At 44.6% G+C, this 20911-nt stretch carries 17 protein-coding genes and 3 pseudogenes; 3 read left to right on the plus strand and 17 right to left on the minus strand.

Annotation, left to right across the window (positions count from 1 at the left end; genetic code table 11):
- Window positions 1-53 precede the first annotated feature (53 nt).
- Both GC098_RS14930 and GC098_RS14935 read right to left on the minus strand, forming a co-directional pair.
- Window positions 54-476 (minus strand): MarR family winged helix-turn-helix transcriptional regulator, encoded by a 423-nt coding sequence (locus tag GC098_RS14930; RefSeq protein ID WP_171643940.1) that lies wholly within the window; start codon window positions 474-476, stop codon window positions 54-56.
- A gap of 31 nt (window positions 477-507) precedes the next feature.
- Window positions 508-894 carry a phosphotransferase gene (locus GC098_RS14935; RefSeq protein WP_171643941.1) on the minus strand — a complete coding sequence of 129 codons (387 nt, stop codon included), beginning with the start codon at window positions 892-894 and terminating at the stop codon, window positions 508-510.
- A 109-nt stretch (window positions 895-1003) separates the two neighbouring features.
- On the opposite strand from GC098_RS14935, the pseudogene GC098_RS40025 reads away from it, so the two are divergent.
- Window positions 1004-1666 (plus strand): annotated as a pseudogene (locus GC098_RS40025) (DUF2278 family protein); the annotation flags it as partial.
- Window positions 1667-1702: 36 nt separating this feature from the next.
- Window positions 1703-2020: a lamin tail domain-containing protein gene (locus GC098_RS40030; RefSeq protein ID WP_312880136.1), complete on the plus strand. Its 318-nt coding sequence runs from the start codon at window positions 1703-1705 to the stop codon at window positions 2018-2020.
- 68 nt (window positions 2021-2088) lie between these two features.
- Here the strand turns inward: GC098_RS40030 and GC098_RS14945 are convergent, their stop codons facing one another.
- Together GC098_RS14945 and GC098_RS14950 are read right to left on the minus strand one after the other, a co-directional pair.
- Window positions 2089-3162: a YncE family protein gene (locus tag GC098_RS14945; protein WP_171643943.1), complete on the minus strand. Its 1074-nt coding sequence runs from the start codon at window positions 3160-3162 to the stop codon at window positions 2089-2091.
- Window positions 3163-3491: 329 nt separating this feature from the next.
- The gene (locus GC098_RS14950; RefSeq protein ID WP_171643944.1) at window positions 3492-4820 is read right to left on the minus strand and encodes a PASTA domain-containing protein; all 1329 of its coding nucleotides are present in this window, start codon (window positions 4818-4820) and stop codon (window positions 3492-3494) included.
- A gap of 289 nt (window positions 4821-5109) precedes the next feature.
- Here GC098_RS14950 and GC098_RS14955 point away from each other — a divergent pair, with 289 nt between their 5' ends.
- Entirely contained in the window at window positions 5110-6573 is a 1464-nt protein-coding gene (locus GC098_RS14955) for an oligosaccharide flippase family protein (protein WP_171643945.1), read from the plus strand.
- A gap of 167 nt (window positions 6574-6740) precedes the next feature.
- On the opposite strand, the gene GC098_RS14960 is transcribed toward GC098_RS14955, so the two are convergent.
- The 13 genes and pseudogenes from GC098_RS14960 to GC098_RS15020 form a co-directional block, all read right to left on the minus strand.
- A complete protein-coding gene (locus tag GC098_RS14960; protein WP_171643972.1) occupies window positions 6741-7709 on the minus strand; it encodes an MraY family glycosyltransferase in 969 nt (322 codons plus the stop codon).
- 16 nt (window positions 7710-7725) lie between these two features.
- Window positions 7726-8961 (minus strand): hypothetical protein, encoded by a 1236-nt coding sequence (locus GC098_RS14965; RefSeq protein ID WP_171643946.1) that lies wholly within the window; start codon window positions 8959-8961, stop codon window positions 7726-7728.
- A 222-nt stretch (window positions 8962-9183) separates the two neighbouring features.
- A complete protein-coding gene (locus GC098_RS14970; RefSeq protein ID WP_171643947.1) occupies window positions 9184-9735 on the minus strand; it encodes a GNAT family N-acetyltransferase in 552 nt (183 codons plus the stop codon).
- A gap of 189 nt (window positions 9736-9924) precedes the next feature.
- Entirely contained in the window at window positions 9925-11004 is a 1080-nt protein-coding gene (locus GC098_RS14975; protein ID WP_171643948.1) for a serine hydrolase domain-containing protein, read from the minus strand.
- Between the two features lie 301 nt (window positions 11005-11305).
- Window positions 11306-13134, minus strand: a pseudogene (ltrA, locus tag GC098_RS14980) (group II intron reverse transcriptase/maturase).
- 772 nt (window positions 13135-13906) lie between these two features.
- Window positions 13907-14290 carry a hypothetical protein gene (locus tag GC098_RS14985; protein WP_171643949.1) on the minus strand — a complete coding sequence of 128 codons (384 nt, stop codon included), beginning with the start codon at window positions 14288-14290 and terminating at the stop codon, window positions 13907-13909.
- Window positions 14291-14694: 404 nt separating this feature from the next.
- A complete protein-coding gene (gene sigJ / locus GC098_RS14990) occupies window positions 14695-15558 on the minus strand; it encodes an RNA polymerase sigma factor SigJ (RefSeq protein WP_171643950.1) in 864 nt (287 codons plus the stop codon).
- 149 nt (window positions 15559-15707) lie between these two features.
- Window positions 15708-16112 (minus strand): DUF6220 domain-containing protein, encoded by a 405-nt coding sequence (locus GC098_RS14995; protein ID WP_171643951.1) that lies wholly within the window; start codon window positions 16110-16112, stop codon window positions 15708-15710.
- Window positions 16113-16181: 69 nt separating this feature from the next.
- A pseudogene (locus tag GC098_RS15000) lies at window positions 16182-16370 on the minus strand (sigma factor); the annotation flags it as partial.
- Window positions 16371-16428: 58 nt separating this feature from the next.
- On the minus strand, window positions 16429-17613 hold the full coding sequence (locus GC098_RS15005) for an NAD(P)/FAD-dependent oxidoreductase (protein ID WP_171643952.1): 1185 nt from the start codon (window positions 17611-17613) through the stop codon (window positions 16429-16431).
- A gap of 235 nt (window positions 17614-17848) precedes the next feature.
- Window positions 17849-18196: a VOC family protein gene (locus GC098_RS15010; protein WP_047685110.1), complete on the minus strand. Its 348-nt coding sequence runs from the start codon at window positions 18194-18196 to the stop codon at window positions 17849-17851.
- Between the two features lie 30 nt (window positions 18197-18226).
- The gene (locus GC098_RS15015) at window positions 18227-18484 is read right to left on the minus strand and encodes a tyrosine-type recombinase/integrase (protein ID WP_246358620.1); all 258 of its coding nucleotides are present in this window, start codon (window positions 18482-18484) and stop codon (window positions 18227-18229) included.
- Window positions 18485-19165: 681 nt separating this feature from the next.
- A complete protein-coding gene (locus GC098_RS15020; protein WP_171643953.1) occupies window positions 19166-20701 on the minus strand; it encodes a serine hydrolase domain-containing protein in 1536 nt (511 codons plus the stop codon).
- Between the last annotated feature and the right edge of the window lie 210 nt (window positions 20702-20911).

The following is a 20911-nucleotide window of genomic DNA, read 5'->3' on the forward strand; positions in this document are numbered from 1 at the left end:
ATTATTTCCTCCTCAACATTTAGTTTGATATCAAACTATTTATTTAAAAAAATTTAAAAGTTGTAATAAATCTTTTTTAAAACGTTAAGCAGATCTTCTTTTTCTTTTTCAGAGATGTTTAAGTAAAACACGTCTAACATTTCTTTAGATATTGATTCAAAGATCGGTTTCAGTTCACTCCCCTTATGGGTTAAAGCAACATAAACAACCCTCGTATCCTCTCTGTCCCTTTCCTTTGTCACATATCCGAGCCGGACCAACTTGTCAACAAGTGCTGTGACTGTAGATTTATCCTTATTAATCCCTTTTGAAATGTCCGCCATAGTGAGTCTGGGCTTCTTAAATAGCTCATAGATGATATCCCCATGCGAAGTGCCAATACCGTCTATCCCATACTTCACCATCTCTGCTACAATAAACCGATTAACTTTCTCTCTAATTTTGGAAATTAATGAAATGGCATCTCTACTTTTCATAACCACATTATAGTTTGATATCAAACCAATGTCAAATGTATTTAGTACGCTTCACACCACATGATTTAGAATTATGCTGCCCATTAGTGGAGCTAAGGCTGCTGAACGTCCCACGGCAGCCTTTGTCAATCGGCACATGCCCCCGGCTAAAGGATAACCCTATGAACCGGCCAAGATCCTCTCCAATTCCAGATAGGCTAGCGAACTGCCAATCGATCACGGCGAGCCTTCCTTTTTGTAAACGATCGGAATTCAACAGAATATTAAATTCATAAAAATCCTGATGCGCAAACGTTCTCGGCAGACGCTCTAGTGTTATCAGACAGTCGTTGATTGATCTTTCCAAGCTAAATTGTCTAGAATGGCCGCCAGTTTGATCGAATCCGCATTCGATATCGTGTTTTTGTATGTGTATCATGGTTTACAAAAAGTTACAACGAATAAAAAAAGGAATTATTCCCCTTATGTGGAAAGGTTAATTGAGAGAACAACGGACATTTTCGAGTCCGGATTAAAGGAGGAATATTATGCCTATCCATCCCTACGGATTGCTCAAATGCAAAGCACACGACCGGCGTCTCGGCACAAACGAGAACCCGCATTACCAGGTGCACGCTATCGCTAATAACGAACACTTCCGCATAGCGATCAATGTCAAGTCGCAGCTGAGCCCGTCCGAGCTGTTGTACTGTACGATTGAACATTTTCAGCATGTCACGACGGCCGAATTGTCTGCTATGCCATTTGGTTTTTCGCCGTTGGCAAGCAAGCCTGACGGAAAGGCACTCGATTATATTCGTAGCAATCTGTTCGATCGCCGCAACATGTTACCGCTTGCCTTCAATATACCAGGAAGAGACAACGATCTGAACGAGAAGCTTGACTTCTACATCAGACGCGCGATGGAAACAGATGATGCCGTTCTGTATGCATTCGGTGAAAGATGGGGTCCTGAACCCGGCAAGGCGGACAAAATTTTTGGATTCAAACCCGGCAACGGTATTCACGATATTCATATGAATCAAGGTAACAGCGGCACATTTACGAAAGACGACGGTGTCTACCAGGACGGAGGGCTGCTGATTCACTTCCCGTCGGAAGACAGGTGGATCGCCGTATTCCTCGCTTTTCAGTCCCAGTCATGGCACACCGACGATAATTCGGGACACGCAATCACTGGCCCTGTGGAGGAACCAGTACCTAATACCGACATAACGCCTGTTCAGGTGGAAGGCGGCAGCATTCGAATCGCAGGGGTCCTCGTGCAGACTGAAGACGGCAGTTACGAAACGGTCACACTGCTGAATGCTTCCAATCGGGCCGTAGACTTAACAGGGTGGGTAATCGCAAACAAGGCTAAGCAAAAGTACAAGATTCATGGCATCATCGAACCCGGACAGTTTATGTCCATCCCAGTTGCTGACCCTGCATTCTTCCGAGACAATGGTGATATTATTACTCTACTCGACCGTAGCGGCCTAAAAGTCGCCGGAGTCTCATATACGAAGAATCAAGTGAAACCAGGCTGGACGATACTCTTTTGAATTCATACAAATAGAAGAACCGCCTTCCAATTAATAGTTTGGAAGACGGCTCTTTATTTTTTGCGGACCTAATCCTGAATGACCGTAATATTAGTTTCCCCGCCTGAATAGATTCGGCTTGTTCGGGGGTTAAGCACCGTGGCACCTGATCTCTTGGTGAGGCGAAGAATTGCGATACGATTCAGAGTGCTGCCGTTATAGACATTAAGCGGAGCTGCTCCGGTCTCTCGAAACTCCGAAATGAATAAATGGTTCGTACGCGTGTTGATCAGCATATTTGTTGAAGAAGGAATAGTTAACGTTCTGATCACACGATCCAATCTGCCATCAATGACAAACATCCGCCCCTTTGTTGATATTTGTGCGCTTGATACATAGATTCGGTTCGTCACAGGGTTAAGTGTAATTTCACTTTGAAATCTGCCGAGCTGAATATTGTGTATTCGATTCGTTCGCAGTTCTAATACAGAACAGAATCGGCTTAGGTTGTTTGCAATATAAAGGCGGTTTGTCCTCGTATTTAAGGCCGGAGTTATGACTGGATTTCGCCCCACTTTGACAGATGTCAGAATGTTATTCGTACTTCCGTCAATAACTGATACTGTATCTTTGCTGGTGTTCGTCACATAAATTCGGTTCGTTCTTTCATCAATTGAAATTTCTGAAGGACGTCCAATAAAAGGGATTCTCTGTTGGATCTTGTTGGTACTCCCGTTCAGAACGGCAACGTCGGCCTTTTTAGACGATAAGGATATTGTCGCTATATAGATCAGATTTGTTCGGGAATTAAGCGCGATTTCATCGCAGCGTTCACCCACTTTAACTGTTGTGATGATCCGGTTCGTGCGGCCGTTAATAACGGAAACAGTACCATCAAAGAAGTTAACAAGATAAATACGGTTCGTTCTCGTATTGACTGCCATTTGGAAAGGCAATTGTCCCGTTTTCAATGTTGCTATGATTTTGTTTGTGTTCCCATCCAGAACACTCAAATCGTTGTCGCCATGTAAAAAGTACACGCGATTCGTCACCGGATTAACGACGATGTTGGAGACTGGGCTTTTTACAGGAATAGTTGCAATTATGCGGGGTATTTGCGTATTGACTCGAGGCTTCAAGACGTGCCAAGATTTTCGCTTCATTCTGTCTCCCCTTCCAGTAGGCCGATACTTCATTCAGTATATTCATACTGTTCTGAAAGGGAACTGTATAGCAACGTATCCACAAGAAGTCCGAGGCACAAGAAAGTCCGCCCAAATTTCGAGTTCTTGTTTCGTGGAGGAATGGACTTTAATGATATAGAAATTTGCAAAAGGGCTGCCCCCTCAAGCTTATGAACTTGCTTGGGAGCAGCCCTTATTTTTATAATTCTAACTTGCTAATACCCTGACATCTTTGGGCTAGATTTCAGCACCAAGCTTAAGTTAATTTTGCTATCAACTTTCTTCGTTTAGCAGCAACCGCCTCCTATTTATTTCCCTTTGCTCACCCAGAACGTGATGCGGTCGCCATTTTTGACGGCAGTTCCGGGAGTTAGGTCTTGCTTAAACACGACCCCCTTAACGGCGACATTCGACTCCAGAATAAACTGGTATCGAAGCCCGGAGGCAATTGCCATCTTCTCGGCATCCTCCCTTGCATGAGTGACCAAATCAGGAACGACGCCAGCCTTTGCTTGTACCTCGCCATCGACTGTCGGCTGAACATCGGCGTCAATAGGCATCCGAGTCGGCGCGCCCGTTTGAGCCGGCATCCCGGGTGTCGATGCTGCAGGCTTAGATGTCTCGTTACGATTCATTGATACCTCTGTAGAAGCGGGCGTCGGAATTGTCTGCGGCTTAGAGCCGTTCACAAGGTCCGGGTGCGGACGCAGTGACAGCCAGAGCAGTAGAACGAGCACACCGAAGATGGCCGTAGAAAGCAGACGCCACTTGCGCAGCTGGAACGATTCGCGGAACAGCTCGCTGAGTTTCGCCATTTTGCGGTTAGTAGTCGTACTTATGCGCGCCTGAAGCTCCCTGTACTCATTTACGGCGGATTTCCACTTCTGTCCGTTTGACGACTTCATATCGTTAACCGGTAATGCCGAAGTAAGAAGTTGCGTCTTCCTCTCGCCATTGATACCGAGCAGTACTTCCAGTTCCTGTTGAAAATCAGCAAGCGTGCATGTCCCTTCATACGCCTTGCAGGCCAAATCTACGGCACGTTCCCGAGTTATATTCGAGAAATCCGCAAACGACCGATTCAGATCGAATGAGTATGCACTAATAGAGGATGTCGGGATATCCGTTTTGGCACACAACTGGTACAGAAGTAGAGCCAGCCCAGGCACACCGCGTCGTCCGTTCTTCCCTTCCGTCCAATAATTCATGATCCGCAACCGGCCATTATCTTCAATCCATAGATTCTCCGCGTCAACCGAACATTCTAGCAGTCGATTGAGGCGAGTTTCTCGAATGCCCTTGGCCAGCTCGTACACATACGTGAGCGCCTTGTGACCTGTTATCTCCAAATCGCTCAGTCGATCGGACAAAGGACTTCCCGTTAACGCTTGAAGAATAACAAACAACGTTCCGTCTTCTGAACCTGCGTCCAGAATATGCATGAAATGCTCGTCGGACATCTGGGATGCTTTTCTCATCCATCGCAAGGATTCCTGATGCGCTGATTCGTCTGTCTCTTGGCAAGTATATAGAAGAACATCGCGTTTGAAGGTCAGATCCATCCCTCTTAACCACAACCCGTTCGCCATCCTCTTGATCGGTTGATTGAGCGTATAGCGGTTACCGATGATACCCATGGGCATCCCCCCCTTATACGCATAGTTATTCGCTTATCATCCATATTTTACGTCACTACTGGTTGTAATTCCCAAAAATCAGCAGATGTTGAGCTAACTGAATCCCCTGCCTTTTTTACTTACGTAATGCCCATATTTCTCTTACAGGAATTAGCAGCCCTTCATATGCAATGAATTTCTTTATTTTACTCCGTTTTCCTTCAAATTCTTGGTTTGTCATGCAATGAGGTGTTTGATACGCTTTGGATATCTCAGCGTTAGACCTAATCTATGGAAAAGGGGACGTCCCATGCGTACACAGCGTTTCAAATTAACAGATACACAGCGTTTTTTACTTCGAAATGTTTCCATCATCGGTCTCGGACTTTTTATCAATCAAATGTTGCAAACCGTAGGCAGTATCGTACTCGCCCGGGAGCTGGGCGACCCCGATCGGTTTGGCGAGGTCAACCTGTTGCTTCAAATCTTCGGGATGATCTCGCTTTTTCTCAATTTCGGCTTCAACTCTTCTTTAATTTATGCGTTTTCGCGAAAACCTCTGGAAGCGGTTCAAACGAATTTCCGTGTCGCCTTGACAGGCAGCACCCTTTTCAGCCTCCTTATCGGATTACTGCTATGCGCCTTAGCTCCGATATTAGCGAACTACTACCAATTGACAGAGCTTCGAGGGGCATTGATGCTGAGCTCGATCATGTTTATTTTCAACTCGATTCTAAACATTGGCGTTGCTTCCTTCTCAGGAAACCGCGATTTCGGAACGCAAGCCTTCTTTATGGTTATTACAACGGCACTGTCCACGATCGGTACGGTACTTGGCGTTCTTTTGCCGCGTGGGAGCATGAATTTACTGGAAAACATTTCACTTTGGATGGGCGTAGGGGCATTCCTGACAGCCTTTATTATTTGCATCAAAGTTGAACGTGTGCATAAACCTCGATGGTTCGGTCCTCTTCCGATTCAGGAGATCAAAAGCATGCTAGCATACGGGCTACCATCCTGGGCTGGCAATATTGCGAAGGCGTTTCAGCAGCCTTTTCTCGTCATGATGGTAGGCTCCAGCTCCGTATTGGCCGTAGGTTATTTAGCAAACGGTTTTCGTATTACCGGCTTTATCGGAATCATCACATGGGCGTTCATGATAGTCACACTGCCCTTTGTCGCAGAGAGCGCGCAGGATGTTGAAGAAAGCAAGAATCGCGGTACGAGTTGTATCCGTTACAACAACCTCTTGCTTTATCCGTTAACAGCAATCATTTGTTTATATCCAGATCAGATTAATGGATTTTTATTTGGTTCGGATTATTCAACAGACGATTCCGCTGCGTACATTCGCTTAATGGCGCTAGGCGTCCTCTTCTCTTCCGTTGGCCGTCTAGGCGGAAGTATTATGGCGGGTATTGGCAAGACGAAATCCTCCTTCTGGGTCATGATTGCCGCCGGGATTTTCGTCGTTATTTTTGTACCTCTGGTTGCTGCTAGCAACCCTGTACTCGCAGTTTGGATTTATACCGGAGGCTGGGCTGTTTCCGCCCTGACGATGATCGGATTTTATTACTATGAAAAGTTTGCGATTAACTGGTGGAAGGCTTATGGCGAGCCATTGCTGCCTACACTTGTGATGCTGGCGATTATGGAGGCCGGTCGATTTGCAAAAAGCTGGTTTCCCCTCTTCGTTTGCGTAGGACTTCTTGCTTTAATCAGCTTCACGATAAGGATTGAGAAAAATTCTAAACTTAGGTCAAATGCTGCGTAAGGTGCTCGTCAATTGTTGTAAAGTAAGTCTTGTCAAAGCGGCATTGAGATAAACTTCTTGTCACCACCGAATGATAAGAAGTTTATCTCATAAATAAAAAAATCCGCAATTTAAGCGGATTGTATGGATAATATCCTTGTCACCCGACACTCAATGAAGATGATAAGTTACACATGAAGTAACAGCAATATGATGGACGACAAGCTTAAGCAGCCACTAATCAAATAGAGGAACATGACAACCTGTTTCGGACTAAGTCCTGTACGAAGTAATCGGTAATGGGCCTGGCTTGCGTCGGCCTGATAGATTGGTTTGCCTTGTAATAAACGTTTGATGACAACAAATATATTATCAAAAATGGGTACACCAAGCGCCAAGAACGGGATAAAAAGGGACAAAACCGTTGCCTGTTTGAAGGCGCCATCCAGTGCAATTACACCCAGAATAAAGCCAAGAAATGTTGCCCCCGCATCCCCCATAAACACTTTGGCTGGTGGCTTATTATAGCGTAGGTAGGCGACGGTGACGCCAACAAGGATCATAGCCATCATGGCGGAGTCGGATTGACCTTTTGCCAACGCCACAACGAACAAAGTGACCGCGGATATCGCTGAAAGACCCCCGGCCAAACCATCCATCCCATCCGAGAAATTAATTACTGTCGTCACGCCGAATATCCATAGGATAGTTAAAATGAACTGCAGCCAATCCGAGAGCAGCACAAATTCTCCGCTTAACGGATTGTAAAATCCACTAAATGTGATCCCCGAGGCATACACCAGCACAGCCGAGGATACCTGAACAATGAACTTAGGTAAACTCGGAAAATCTTTACCGTTGGTTTTATACCAGTCATCCACGGTACCAATGATCAGCAACAGCACTGACCCAGCAACAATAGCCCCTGTCTGGAGCGTAAAGCCTTTTATAAATAACAATAAAGTAATGATGAAACCTATAAAAATAGCATAACTCGCTGTTAGCGGAATCGGTTCACGGTGTATTTTTCTTTCGACATCTTGCCTAGGTCTATCCACAAAGTTTAGACGAAACGCTAATTTACCCAGCGGGGGAATTAGTAAATAGACGATAAAAAATGATAGTGAAAATGCTGCTGCGTATGCGATAAATACCAACTCCAATGATCGATGATTATGAATGATCCGATATTTGATCTACTTTCATTGTAACCTTTTGGTAATTCGTCCAATCACCTTGTCCTACAATATCTATGAGGTATGGTGTTCCACCCCCTTCATCTCCCGCTTGATCCGGGGATTCAGGACCGTGTAGAAGTTGGGAAACATGCGCGGTCCCTAACAATTGATTGTCCTCTGAATAAAAGTTCAGTGTCAATTGGTACATATGCTTCCCAGGCAATTTCCCACTAATCCAGGCTCTCGCAATAGAGTAATCACCTGTGTAATAATGGCGAAGAATACCTACTAATACTTTTCCATCTGGATCGGTGAGATTAAAAAAAGGCGGTAGAGGTAATCCGAAGTACACTGGAAACGTATCCTGCAACGTTGCTACAACAGCTGAAGACAGGTCCACATTGACAGGCAGAAAAAGGGATGATTCCAGACTTTTCCCTGCTTTGGACCAAACAGCATAGGGCACTCTTGACACGGTTTTTCCTGACATATCCATAAACGTAAGCTTGCCGGAGACTGCAACATCACCCCGAGGCTTAGCTCTTCCACGTTCCCAAGCCTCTTTCTGAAGAACCAAATCTCCTTTGACAAAAGTTCGTTCACCCAACTTGACAACTTGAATGTTTTTAATCATCATCGTATCGTCATAATCAGGGCTCGTCGCAGTGGGTAATGAGAGTGTTTCTGCTATGCCATTGCTTACATTAGGTTGTAGCAACCATTGATCGCCTAACCAAGAGGTTTTTATTTGAATAGCGTAGAAACCGGAAGGCGAGACGAATTCAGCTTTAGCGTGCACGTTCTGTGGCGATAGGCTGGCTCCGTTCAAAGATTCGGAATAAGGCAGATTGTACAGCGGTGTTTCTTCCCCTAACTGAATATCTAAGTCCAGTGGCCGGATGACACCAAGTTTACGATTCTCCACATTAATCCACAAATCTCCTAGCCATGTCGTATGAATCTGAACCCACGTATAAGAAAGGGGTGAAGCGTAATTCTGATCCCCGTACTGTGTAGAGACCACCTCAACATCCTGAGGACTGAGCTCAGCCATCGGCTCTTGAAAATCGTACGTAGGTTCCGCATACAGCGGTGTAGTGTCCAAAAGACTAATCATCTTAGGCATTCCCTGAGGCAGGTTTATTTTGCTGCTTTGCATATCTGACGCCGCTAGGACGCCAGTAGACATATAAATCATGCACAGAACTAGGATCAACGCTATTTTTTTCAAAAAGCAAACCTCCTCATAATAGATCTACAAAGTTGACGTTTCATTTTTCCAAATGGTTCCAATCAAAAAAAAGGAGCCGCTTCAAAGCAGCTCCTCTACTATAGTTTCCTGTTATTTAGCATGCTTCCGATCATTTCAGTCATCCTGTTTGTTGCTATTGAATGTCCAACACAGTTTTATTGGAAAGCTATAACCCATAGATTAACAAGAGCTTGCCCTCCATTAATTCCACTCATTTTTTAAAAGTGAGAAACAGCGGTTATCGACGTAACTCCCATGAGAGTAAGAATATCCTCTAAGTACGCCGTCTTCATTAAAACCAATTTTTCTTAATAAATTTATAGAAGGGATAGCATCTACATTCGTAAATGCTTCTATTCGATACAGTCCCATTGTTTCAAAGCCGAAGGAAATTAAGCCTGTTAATATTTCAGTCATGTAGCCTTTTCGCCAATATTTTTTTCCCAAATCATAAGCTATTTCTCCACGTGAACCTCGTTGAATTTCCCAACCATTGTATCCACAAGTACCTATTAAGGTACTATCATCTTTTTTAATAATTCCCCATCGGATAGCTTTATTTTTAATAAATAGATTGTTCATAAAATTAATCAAATCCTCTGCTTGTTCAATACTTTTAAATGGGTCTTCGCCCATATCTTTTGTAACGTCTGCATCGGAAAAAATTTCGAATACCGCAGGTGCATCTTCAATTGACATCTGACGCAAAATAAATCGTTCAGTCTTTAATTCTGGAAACACTTCTAAATTCATATGAAACCAAACCCTCTCTATGACTTGAGTAATGAGATACAATGTCAGTTTAATGTATTGGGAAAAAATGGACAATGGAAATATTAATTATATTTAACTATGCTGCCTGTCACTTTAATAAACAAAAGAGGAGCTGCCGCACTGTGGCAGCTCCTTATTATCGTTATTCGTTAGTTCAATCTAAAAATTTTATAATCCTGGCCATTTATATGCTTGAGAAACTATTCGAATAACTTCACCGATTAATGCTTCCTCTTGCGGCTTACCCGGTTCAGAATTTGTCATAACGACTATCCCGCATTTTAGACGTGGATAGGTGACAAGCATGCACTGATAGCCGATTCCCCAACCTTTGGAAAGCATGTAATGTTCACCATTGACTTGAGATAGAAATACCCCTAATCCAACATATTGGGCACAGCCGTAACCTTCGAGCATTTTTCGGGCTGACTCTGGTGATAAAAGTGATGTAAGGTCACCACCCCAAGATTTAATGACTTCGATTACTATTAAAGCCATCTCGGATGGTGTTGTCCACAAGCCGGCACCAGACAGATTTGGATAATGTACTCTCGTACCGTTCACCACGTTCCCATGCTTATCATGTCCAGCTGTTAGTCTGGCTCCCTCGGCACTGCGTGGTTTCGAAAGACCATTCCAAAAAAATGTTTTCTGTAAACCTAAGGGAGCAAATACAAGTTTATCAATAGCAGAGCTGAAAGACTCACCCATTACATCCTCGATGATAAGTTCTAAGATTGTGAATCCAGTATCAGAGTAGTGAAATTCGCTGTCAGGTATATATTTGACTTCTACAGATTCTGAATTGTATTTCGTTTTCCCCAATAGCAAATCCTTAGGGGGGGGAAATGGAGACTGCTTCTGGTACACGTCAAAACTGCCCTCAAGGTCAACGAAACCTGACTGATGAGCCAACAAGCTACTTATCGTTACTTTCTTAGCATTCGTGTATTGGTTTTCAGGAATGTGCCAAGAGTTCAAATAAACGTTCGCATCTTCGTGTAAATCTAAAAGACCTTCTTGAACTAATTTAAGTACTCCGATAGAAGTGACCATTTTACTCATTGAGCATGCGTGAAATATACTGTCTGAATTCACTTTCTGAGGTTTACCCACCTCTTCGATCCCAAGGTTAATTGAGCATTCAAGCCGGTTCTCTTGAAATATAGTAAAGCCTACTCCTGGAACACAAAAGTAGGTCATACGCTCTTTAATCCTCTCTAATAAGTGATTATTATGTATATCCATATAAGACTCCCTCATAAAAAAAGAACGTATGTTTGTATTTATTACACCATAATTACCCAATATTATCAAGCGTTTTATTCCGTTATACTGCCCGTCTAGCTGAGAAGGCAGCCGAATGTTTGATTTCGGCCGCCTTCTCTTGATGCTATTGAACTAAAGGTAACAATAGGTAAGCATTTGATGTGATCTCCAGCTTTTCCCCTGCTCCACACGGAGCGTGCCAGTTTCCCGGCACTCCGCGTTCCATCTAATTGAATTTACTAAATCATAAGTTCCTCGTTACTCATTGATTTGGGATATGTTAAACTGGTTCTAAAGTATATTTTTCACGGTATTTGTTGATCTTGTTCATCATCAATTCCGTTAGACCCAGTCTATTCTTGAGTACGCCAATCGTCTCTTTATGTGTTTGGAGAATAAGTTATTCGACCTCTTTGTGGAGAATGCGTAAATTATTAAACTTGTCATTTCCACCTAAGTGCACGGGATATAGTGGTGGCAGTGAACATCGGACGCGAAGAGATACATCCCTGTAATTTCGCATTTCCCCATTTTCATGCTATACCGACTAATCCGATTATCCATATACTCAACACTCTGATTCGGGATGCTAGATTTCGTTAGTAAGTAAATTTCCTGACGTAAATCTGGTCGAAGCTTTTTGTATATTTGTTCTCTGCCTGTCGTGGTAAAGAGTGAAAGCCCTGTACTAAAGCCCATCGTATTCTTTGTTTTCACGTTGGCTAGAGGATATAAATAAACATCCGCTACTTTGAAAGTCCTGTAACCCAATCTGTAAAATTTACTGTAAGTTGGCGGTGGGTTTGCAGGATGCTCGTACTTCCCGATTTGTTTAAGACGATTGTACATGAAAGTTCGCAGATCGTAGGCAAGACGTGAAAACGCAACACTAACATGTGTTGCCCGATTGAAGTAATTGTGAATTCCTAAGACAAAGCTGTTAAACCGTGCGGCGGATAGAGCCGTTGGCGAAGACCTCATTTTGAGAATATGTTTCTTGGCTTCGCTTTTGATTTTCTGCCTTTTGCTCTCTTTAATTCCCGTATGCGCTACTCGCTTTTGACCCTTTTTTTTCGCTCTGATCGTAAACCTAAGGAATTCCGACTCTCGTTTTCGCAGGTTGATGATTTGCGATTTCTCTGGTGAGACGTCGAGTTTCAGCCGATCTTTGAGATACAGAACAACCGCATGATACCACCTCTGGGCCGACTTCCAATTGCGACAAATGATTTTGAAGTCATCGGCGTAACTCACCAGATAGCCTTCTTTCAGACTAGTCCGTATTTTCGCAGCCCATTCGCCAGTTCTTGATTTGAAAGGTTGTGTCAGCGGAAAGAGTTCCCATTGACCAGCCACCCAGTGATCGAGGTCATTCAGTACAATATTCGAGAGCAGTGTTGACAGCAAACCTCCCTGAGGCACGTCTTTTGAAGGTATTCCTTCCCCCTCGATTTCAGCTTTTAGCATCTTAGAGATGCATGCTAGAACCATTCTATCCTGAATACCCATATTCCAAAGTTGCTTCACGAGCAAGGTATGGTTGACGTTGTCGAAGAACCCCGATATGTCGATGTCGACTACAAAATGCATGGAAGCCTGATTGATGAGTAATTGGACTCTTGCCATGGCATGGTGTGTAGATCGAAGGGGTCTGAAACCGTAGCTATGCTTGTAAAATTGGGCTTCAGCTATGGGCTCAAGTACTTGCTTGAAGCACTGCTGAATAATGCGATCGAGGATACATGGAATGCCGAGCGGTCTCCATTTGCCATTATCTTTTTCAATAAGCTTCCGTCTGACTTTCTTAGGGCGGTAGTTTTTAAGGCCTGTTTTGGATTTCGCTTACTAATTCATTTTCGGAGCATTGTTCGATGTCTTTGATGGTTAACCCATCGGTTCCTGGTGTCCTTGATCCTTTGTTAGACTTCATCATGCGATAAGCTAGCAAGATTTTTTTTCTGGATGTGACGATCCCGTAGAGATGTGAGAAGGTTTCTTTGTTTGCTGCTCTTTCGTACAAATCCGTAAAAGATTCTGTCATGCCGTAATTCCCCAATTTCGTAGAGCTTGCACTGTGGCACCCTTCCTAATGAAGCGATGTCCCCACATTCCTACCCGATCGGTGCAATTCACGTATGGAAAATGATCGTTCTTTTCAATTAGACTTGGGGCTGTTCCTCCACCTCCATTACAGAGGATTCATCAGTCGTGCCCCTGCCCTCACAAGGATAAATTCATTTTGGCATGTGCCTTATTGCAACCGTTTCGGGTAACAGCCCTTCTTGCAACGTCCCTTACTTTCCAAGTCCCTTACAACCTAGCTATCTATTCTGAACTTAGGTGCTTCCTCTAAGCCTGTGAGATTGATGCCACCATTGTTTGGCATAGCGTATTTCATAGAGAAAATTTTTACTTTACGCCACTCACCCCATCGTTTGATGGTACATACGTTTCCGCATGCTCTAACTTTAGACCTGTACATTCGGAAGTTCGTCAGTTCGCTTCTGTGCGAGCATTCTAACCATATTCAGTTTTTCAGCCACGCGACATATCCGTTGGCACACCTTTTCCAATCGAATGGCTACAGCCTTCGTTCTGTCGAATCTACCTGAACTTCACACCGCATGTTCTGTTAAACATGACGCGTGCAAGAGTATTGGCGGGATGGTTTCAGGATACATGGTTCCATCATTCCCATCCTTGGTTGTAAAGTTAAAATTACTGCTGTAATCTCCTGCTTTTCACACTGTTTGGTGCTTATAGCAGAACTTGTCGTACTTCCTCGTTAGCTGAACGAGGAACATCAAGGCATATGTACATACAAATCGATGGATTTTATGAACATGAAAAAAGGAGCTGAGAACGCAGCTCCTTCGCTGTTCTAAAAAGGTTTTCTGTAAACTTTGATGATACGTGTACCGTTTCGGATAAGCCTTTGCGCCTGTGCTAGGTTGATCCGAACTAGGACGGAAATGTCGCTCGTCGCGTTTTCCACGTCGAATACCTTGAATATTCGTCCGTTAGCAAATAATACGCCTTTCAACTCGACTATCGTTGTGCGAGTCGGTTTCGGATCGGAGTCTTCAAATTTCGTACGCTTTACACCTGCACGAAGGAGTGCTGCTGCTTGTTGTGCGGTCGTTCGCACGCCAAATACCGGATCAATTTCAACTCCGGTTGTTTTCGCCTCCACCTCGACAATCAGAAAAAAACGATCGCCGATCTTAGCTATGCTATTTGCTCCGATAGTTATCGGTTGCGCCATGTTTCATCACCCCCTCGCACTACAATATGAGGGGATGTAACCGATGGCACATTATAGTCGACTAATTATTCATTCGTTCGTGGCGACATAAGTGTAAAAATACCCGACATGATGAACAATTCCATAAGTACTAAGAAGAAAGCTGCCTCGGGAGCTCCTTCGTGCTTCATTAAAGAATCAAATTTTTATAAATACAGTTTATATATTCACACCATCAATTCTCAACTTTTCCGCTCTCCTGCCCGTAACAGGCTGCCGATCTGTACCGGCAGCCTGCTCTCATGATGATATCGTCTCCGTTATTCCAATGATGTAATGTTCATCAAACTTAAAAGGAGACTTAGAACGCTTTTATCTTAGTTTCCCGGATCCTTATCATGATGGAAAAATCTGCAGTTGACTACCTAAACCCGGGTTAGCTTATCCGGGTTTCGTACGACGTAGATTCTGTCAAACTTTCCGCGCCGCAGTTGTAAAAATAGAGCGGCCACGGTTTCGTCTCCGGAACGGAGTACGATACCAGCCTCACCGTTCAAAGGGACAACCTCGAAGTGAAGACTTCCCTGATAATAGGGCTTTATAAACTCGAATGTGCCTAGTAGGAATCGGACCACGAGATCGCGCGTTTGTACCGGACGCTTGAACGCGTTTACTTTTCCACCTCCGTCGGAGACGAGCATGACGTCTTCGGTCAGCAGAGACAGCACATGATCGACGTTACCTTGCTCGAGGGATGTGAGAAACCGGCTAACCCATTCCAATTCGACCGTTTCGGCCGCGACCTGCTCCTCCTCGGATATTCCCATCTTGCTTCTTGCCCTGCTCATCAGCTTGCGGCAATTCGCCTCTTGCTTGCCGAGCAGTTCGGCTATTTCGGGATAATCGAAGCCCAGCGCCTCACGCAGGACGAAAACCGTCCGCTCCGTCGGCTTCAGCCGCTCCAACAATACGAGCATGGCGTAAGACAGCTGATCGCGGCGGATGACCGCCGCCTCGAGCGTATCCGCCTCCGGCGTCCGAATCGGTTCGGGGAGCCACGGACCGACGTACACTTCCCTGCTCTTCCGCGCCGACTTCTGCAGATCGAGGCAGCGATTGGTTACCATTTTGCACAAATACGCCTTAGGCTCCTCCAAACGTTCGAGATGTACGTCGCAGGCCTTAAAAAACACGTCCTGCACCGCATCTTCCGCGTCTGCCGCAGAACCTGTCAACTGATAAGCCAGTGTGAACAGCAGCGCTCTATATTGATCGTACAGTTCCTCCATTCGCCGTATCACCTTTTCCGAGTTGTTAGAAATATGACAATATTGGTCGCTTTGTTTCTATCGAAGCATACCGGCGTAATCCCATGCCAGCTTTTTCATTTAAGCCTTTACTTTAGGTTTCAATAAGGATTATATTTTTATAATTTATATCATACCCTCCACCGATCGCGTAAAACAATAGATGAAGCTTTTATTGCTACTTTAACCGAAAAAAAGAATAGCAAAGCTGCAAAAAGAGGATGCAATGCGGCCGCTGCTTGACCGAATATCATATGCGCAGTCCAATATTGAAGTGCGATGAATGCCAATAAACCAAACGGCCACCAGCGCAAACCGTTATTTAGCTTGCCAATCAAACCGATAAGCAGCATACCGAAGGGGATGAACTGAAACATGTGCACGAAAGTGGCATGTTTGTCCCAATATGCCGTATCACCAAATATGGCCAAACCTGCTAAAACAAACTGAATCATGATAGAAGCCACAAATAACCAAGCCAATATTGCATATACCCAATAGGCTAGGAACGAATACGTCGTTTTTTTTGTCTCCATAATCACTCACTCCTTGTCTATTATAAGTTGAACTAGCTTCTTTCCTATCACATATCGTGTTCTTCCGCGCAGATCGAGGCAGCGATTGGTTACCATTTTGCACAAATACGCCTTAGGCTCCTCCAAACGTTCAAGATGTACGTCGCAGGCCTAAAAAAACACATCCTGCACCGCATCTTCCGCGTCTGCCGCAGAGCCTGTCAACTGATAAGCCAGCGTGAACAGGAGCGCTTTATATTGATCGTACAGTTCTTCCAATCGCCGTCTCACCTTTTCCGGGGTTGTTAGAAATATGGCAATCTTGGTCTCTTTGTTTCTATCGAAGACTACTGGCCCAATCCCATGCCAGCTTCTTGATTTTCCACGCAAGCTTCCCCGTTATGATCATATCAAGTCCCCATTTTCGTACCCACATCAACCCGCGATTTTGCCCCAGGCCGATTGCGAAGGCATCCATCACCGTTTTGTGAACCGGCGCGGAACGGCCCTCCAGATCGGCCATCACGATTTTTCCCAGTCTTAACGCCTGCGGCCCAGCTTCTTTGCACGTCATCTGATCCGCCTTACCGGTACTCGGATCGACGATTCTCGCACAGTCGCCAATGCTGTATACGCCCGGCATCCCTTGGATGCGATAACATTCATCCACCAGTACCCGGCCATCAGGAGTTAGCGGCAAGCCCATACCCCGAAGGACCGGATTCGGTGTCAGGCCAATCGTCCATATACATAGGCCAACCGCCAGACGATCGCCATTGCTCAACTTCACCACTCCTGCTTCCTCTCGCATCAGCTTACGATTGTGAAGCACTTTCACTCCACATTCGCTGAGCACCTGATCCAACTTCCGCCCAACTTTCTCCGGCCCTTCCCGAAACAGCCGTTCCTGTGCATTCAGCAAATAAACGTAGGCATCGGACGAATTCAGCCCTAGCTCCGATGCTTCCTTCCTTATGGCGAGCGCCAGCTCGGCGGACGTCTCGATGCCACTGATGCCCGCTCCCGCAACCGCGATTGTCATCAGTCGCTTTCGTTCCTCAGGGTTCGTCTCGACGGCAGCCTTCTGCAGATTGGCACGCCAGCGCTCACGGATGTCTGCCGCGGCTTGCGGGTCTGTCAAGGCGATGCCTCCCTGATCGGGATCCGGTCGCCGAACGATGCTGCCGACCGCCACGACTAAAAGGTCATAACGAAATCGGGCAGCATTTCTTTGCGCATCCGTATATCGAATCCGTTTTCCCTCACTATCCACGGATGTAACCGTACCTTGCACGAATTCGACTCCTTCTGAAAAATAATGCGCCCAGGGAACTATAATCTCTTCCTCTCCCGCGGCCGGCCGGAACAACATCACTTTGCGCACATGACCCGGCTGCTTGTCGAACAGAACAAACCGTATCCGCCGTCCGTTCGCCGTGCCCCGGGTCATTTCCTGTATTTTCTTGAGGGCTGCAAGCCCTGCATGGCCGCCTCCGATGATTACGCATGTCAAGTCATTCATCGTTCCTCAGCTCCTTTTACATTTTGCACATATAACGATGTAAGGCTCTGATTTGTGACACCTGAAACGAACGAAAAAAAAAATTTACATGGGCCCGTTAAAATCAGCCGTTCTTTCGTGCCAGTTTGTTGAGTAAATCTGCTCGTTAACGTAATGGAGGCTGCCGATCGTGCTAGCAGCCTCCAGATATTATTGTGCTATCGTTCTGCGTCAATAGCAAATGAATTACAACTCGTTATTTCTCCCAAAGCTCAACCAGTCGACCTTCAGGATCTTCAATCCAAATAAACTTTCCAAATTCACTAATCTCTTTTTTCTTTGCAAGAGGTACACCAATATGTTCAAGATGCTTAATAGTCTCGTTTAGATTATGTACTTGGAAATTTAACATCACTTGTTGTTCTGTTGGAAAATAACTGTCATTCTCGGTAAAGAAAGAAAAGATAGTCTCATTTCCTAATTGGGGTTTTATCACAGTCCCATTCCAATTTTCTATTTCAATCTTCAATACTTCACTGTACCATTTTTTTATAACTTCAAGATTCTTCGTTCTCCAAAATATTCCTCCGAAACCTTTTATCATCGTATCTAAAAATGAAATTTCCTAAAAATATCAGCGATATAATTCTCTTCTACGCTCTCCGCGCAGCTGCGCATAAATCTGTGTAGTAGATGCTTTTTCATGCCCAAGCATACCCTGAATAAATTCTAGCGGTGCACCGTTATCTAGCAATTGACAGGCATAGGTGCGACGGAATCGATGAGGATATACATTGGCACTAATTTTCCCGCGTTGTGCTAGCTTTTTTAAAGACCAACGTATTGTTGGAATCGTCAATCGACGGATCGGATTCGTTTCGGTAACAAACAATGCTTTACAGGTATCTTCACGGCTCTCTAGGTATCTTTTTAACGGTTGTGGTGCAAGAATTAAAAAAGATAGCAATTTCCCAATAAATTGTAATTAACTATGCCATAATACCAAATATTTTATTAAGCCATTCCACTGCAGAGAGGACAGACGAATTATTTTCGGCCTGCCCTTTCCTAATCATATGCATAGCCTCGATTCCCTTTAACGTCTGTTGTGGGCGGAAGCCTATTTGTGCTTGTATCGAGAAAGGTTTTTGTGGACTTTGAAAATCACTCTTCGTACCTTTTAACATTAAATTATTGTAGTACTTGTTCTTAAAATAACTCAGAAATACCTAAAAATGAAGTTCCTCTAAACTATATCCACAAACAAACATCTTCTTATTGGTTCCTGACAACTGGTGTGGTTGGTCGATTATCTGCTGCGAACCAACCGACTTTACGAACCCAGAGAGGTGATCCGACAACACGGGTGACATAGACCTCTAACCAACCACCTATTTCCTAGATACTTAGGAATATCTGAAAACCTAGATAGGGCGGGTTTAGTTTGGGTTTGCCTTTTTCCGTCACCCCCTGAAAAGAGTTCGGTTCATTCAAAATCGTTGAATTTAAGGGCTTGACATCGTACCGCTGCTCTATTATAAAGTGAAATTTCCTCCTGTTTTCTCACTTATTCTCAGCATTTCAACTTTGATGCTTTTTCATGCCAAATCGTCCGAACCAACCGAATAATTTCCATGCTTCCTTTCAGCGCCATGAGTACAGTCATCATCTTCAGCCAAAGGATTACGTCCGGCTGATAGATTGTTGCAATATGCCATACTGGCACAACTTGAGTCATACTCAACATCAGGACAATAAACAGACCTGCAAAATCCAGAACAATTCTTGATATAACTTTGATAGATATTTCAGATCGGACAGAATTGTCAGGACTCCACGGCCCAAGGCAGCGCTTCGCAGTTCGAGCGATCGTGTATAATAACCATGCGCTGAGCATGAATAATAATCCATTTACAAGCAAGTATTTCTGCGAAATGCTTAGACCAGATCCTCCAATCGGTTGTTCATTCAGTAAGTTTATGATCCCGGAGGCGATGTGGGTAGTTGTAATGATGTGAGTTTTGGGCCAAGCGGCATCGATCGCGTCAAGTACGTTAGCGAACACGATAACTCCCAATTGTTGTTCCGGAACAATATAAGTTTGGGCTTGGAAGCCTATCGAGCCACCCGGATGACCGATCACTGGTAAACCGTTAATGTTATCTATCATCCACCCCATTGCGTACGTTCCAGGAACAGGTTCGGTTTGCATTAGTCGTATGCCTTCCGAAGAGAGCAAGGAGTTATTTTCAAATCGGCCGCCATTCATCTGGGAAATCAAGTAATGGCTCATGTCCTTCGCACTGGAATAGAGATAGCCCGCCGGCACATCCCCTGGAATATAAACATAGGGGCCTTCGTAGGCAACGTTGAACCCGAATATCCGACGGTAGGGCGTAGCCATTCCGTGTACAACTGCTTCATCGAGCGTAACGAAGCTGTTATTCATGGATAGAGGGCTGAAAATATGCTCTTTCACATAGTCGCCATAGGACTGGCCGGATACTTGTTGCACAATATAGCCAAGCAGTACATAATTTGCGTTCGAATACCGGAAGGATTGTTCGTTTTGATTGGTTTGCTGTAAAAACTTTTCCGCATAAGACATTGCGTTTTTCTCCAGCGCATCTTGATCGTAGCTACTTGACAGCGTGTTGCTAAAAGTTGACATTTGGGAGAACCCACTTGTTTGGTTAAGCAATTGACGCACAGTAATGGACTCTGCACCGTTATACTTGGTGGGAATATAGCGCTGTATAGGCGCATCCAAGTCAATTTTTCCTGTTTCGGCAAGTTGCAGAACGGCCATAGCGGTAATCGCCTTGCCGATCGAACCTAATCCGAAAGGTGTTTCAGGCGTTACAGGACGACCCGATGAATCGGCTTGACCATATCCCTTAAGGTAAAGGATGCGATCTCCCTTTACAATCCCAAGAGCCAACCCCGGAAGTTGTTGCCGTTCCATTTCGCGAGCAATATACGCATCCACTTCGGAGAAGACTGAAGTTTCAAATCGCTCTTCTTGCATGCTTTCATCACTCAGCGCTGAACCGAATAAGGGAAAGATGAACAGACCACACAAGATTATTGCCATAATTCTCATTCTCATTCCATTCCACCCCTAGTTTTTTTTCTGTAAACTATCCAAAGATTGTTCAGATTCGCTTTTAGGGGAAATGTTGAATGTCAATTTCATCTTTATGAGTATCGATGTAGACCAACGAATCAAAGAAAACGGGCAAAAGATCCTCGTCGATATCTTCTCTAATTTATTACTTCCATTCCCTAATTTTCTCAAAATCAAGCCGGCCCCTGCGCC

This window comes from Paenibacillus phytorum (genome assembly GCF_013141715.1).
Classification (GTDB): Bacteria; Bacillota; Bacilli; order Paenibacillales; family NBRC-103111; genus Paenibacillus_E; species Paenibacillus_E phytorum.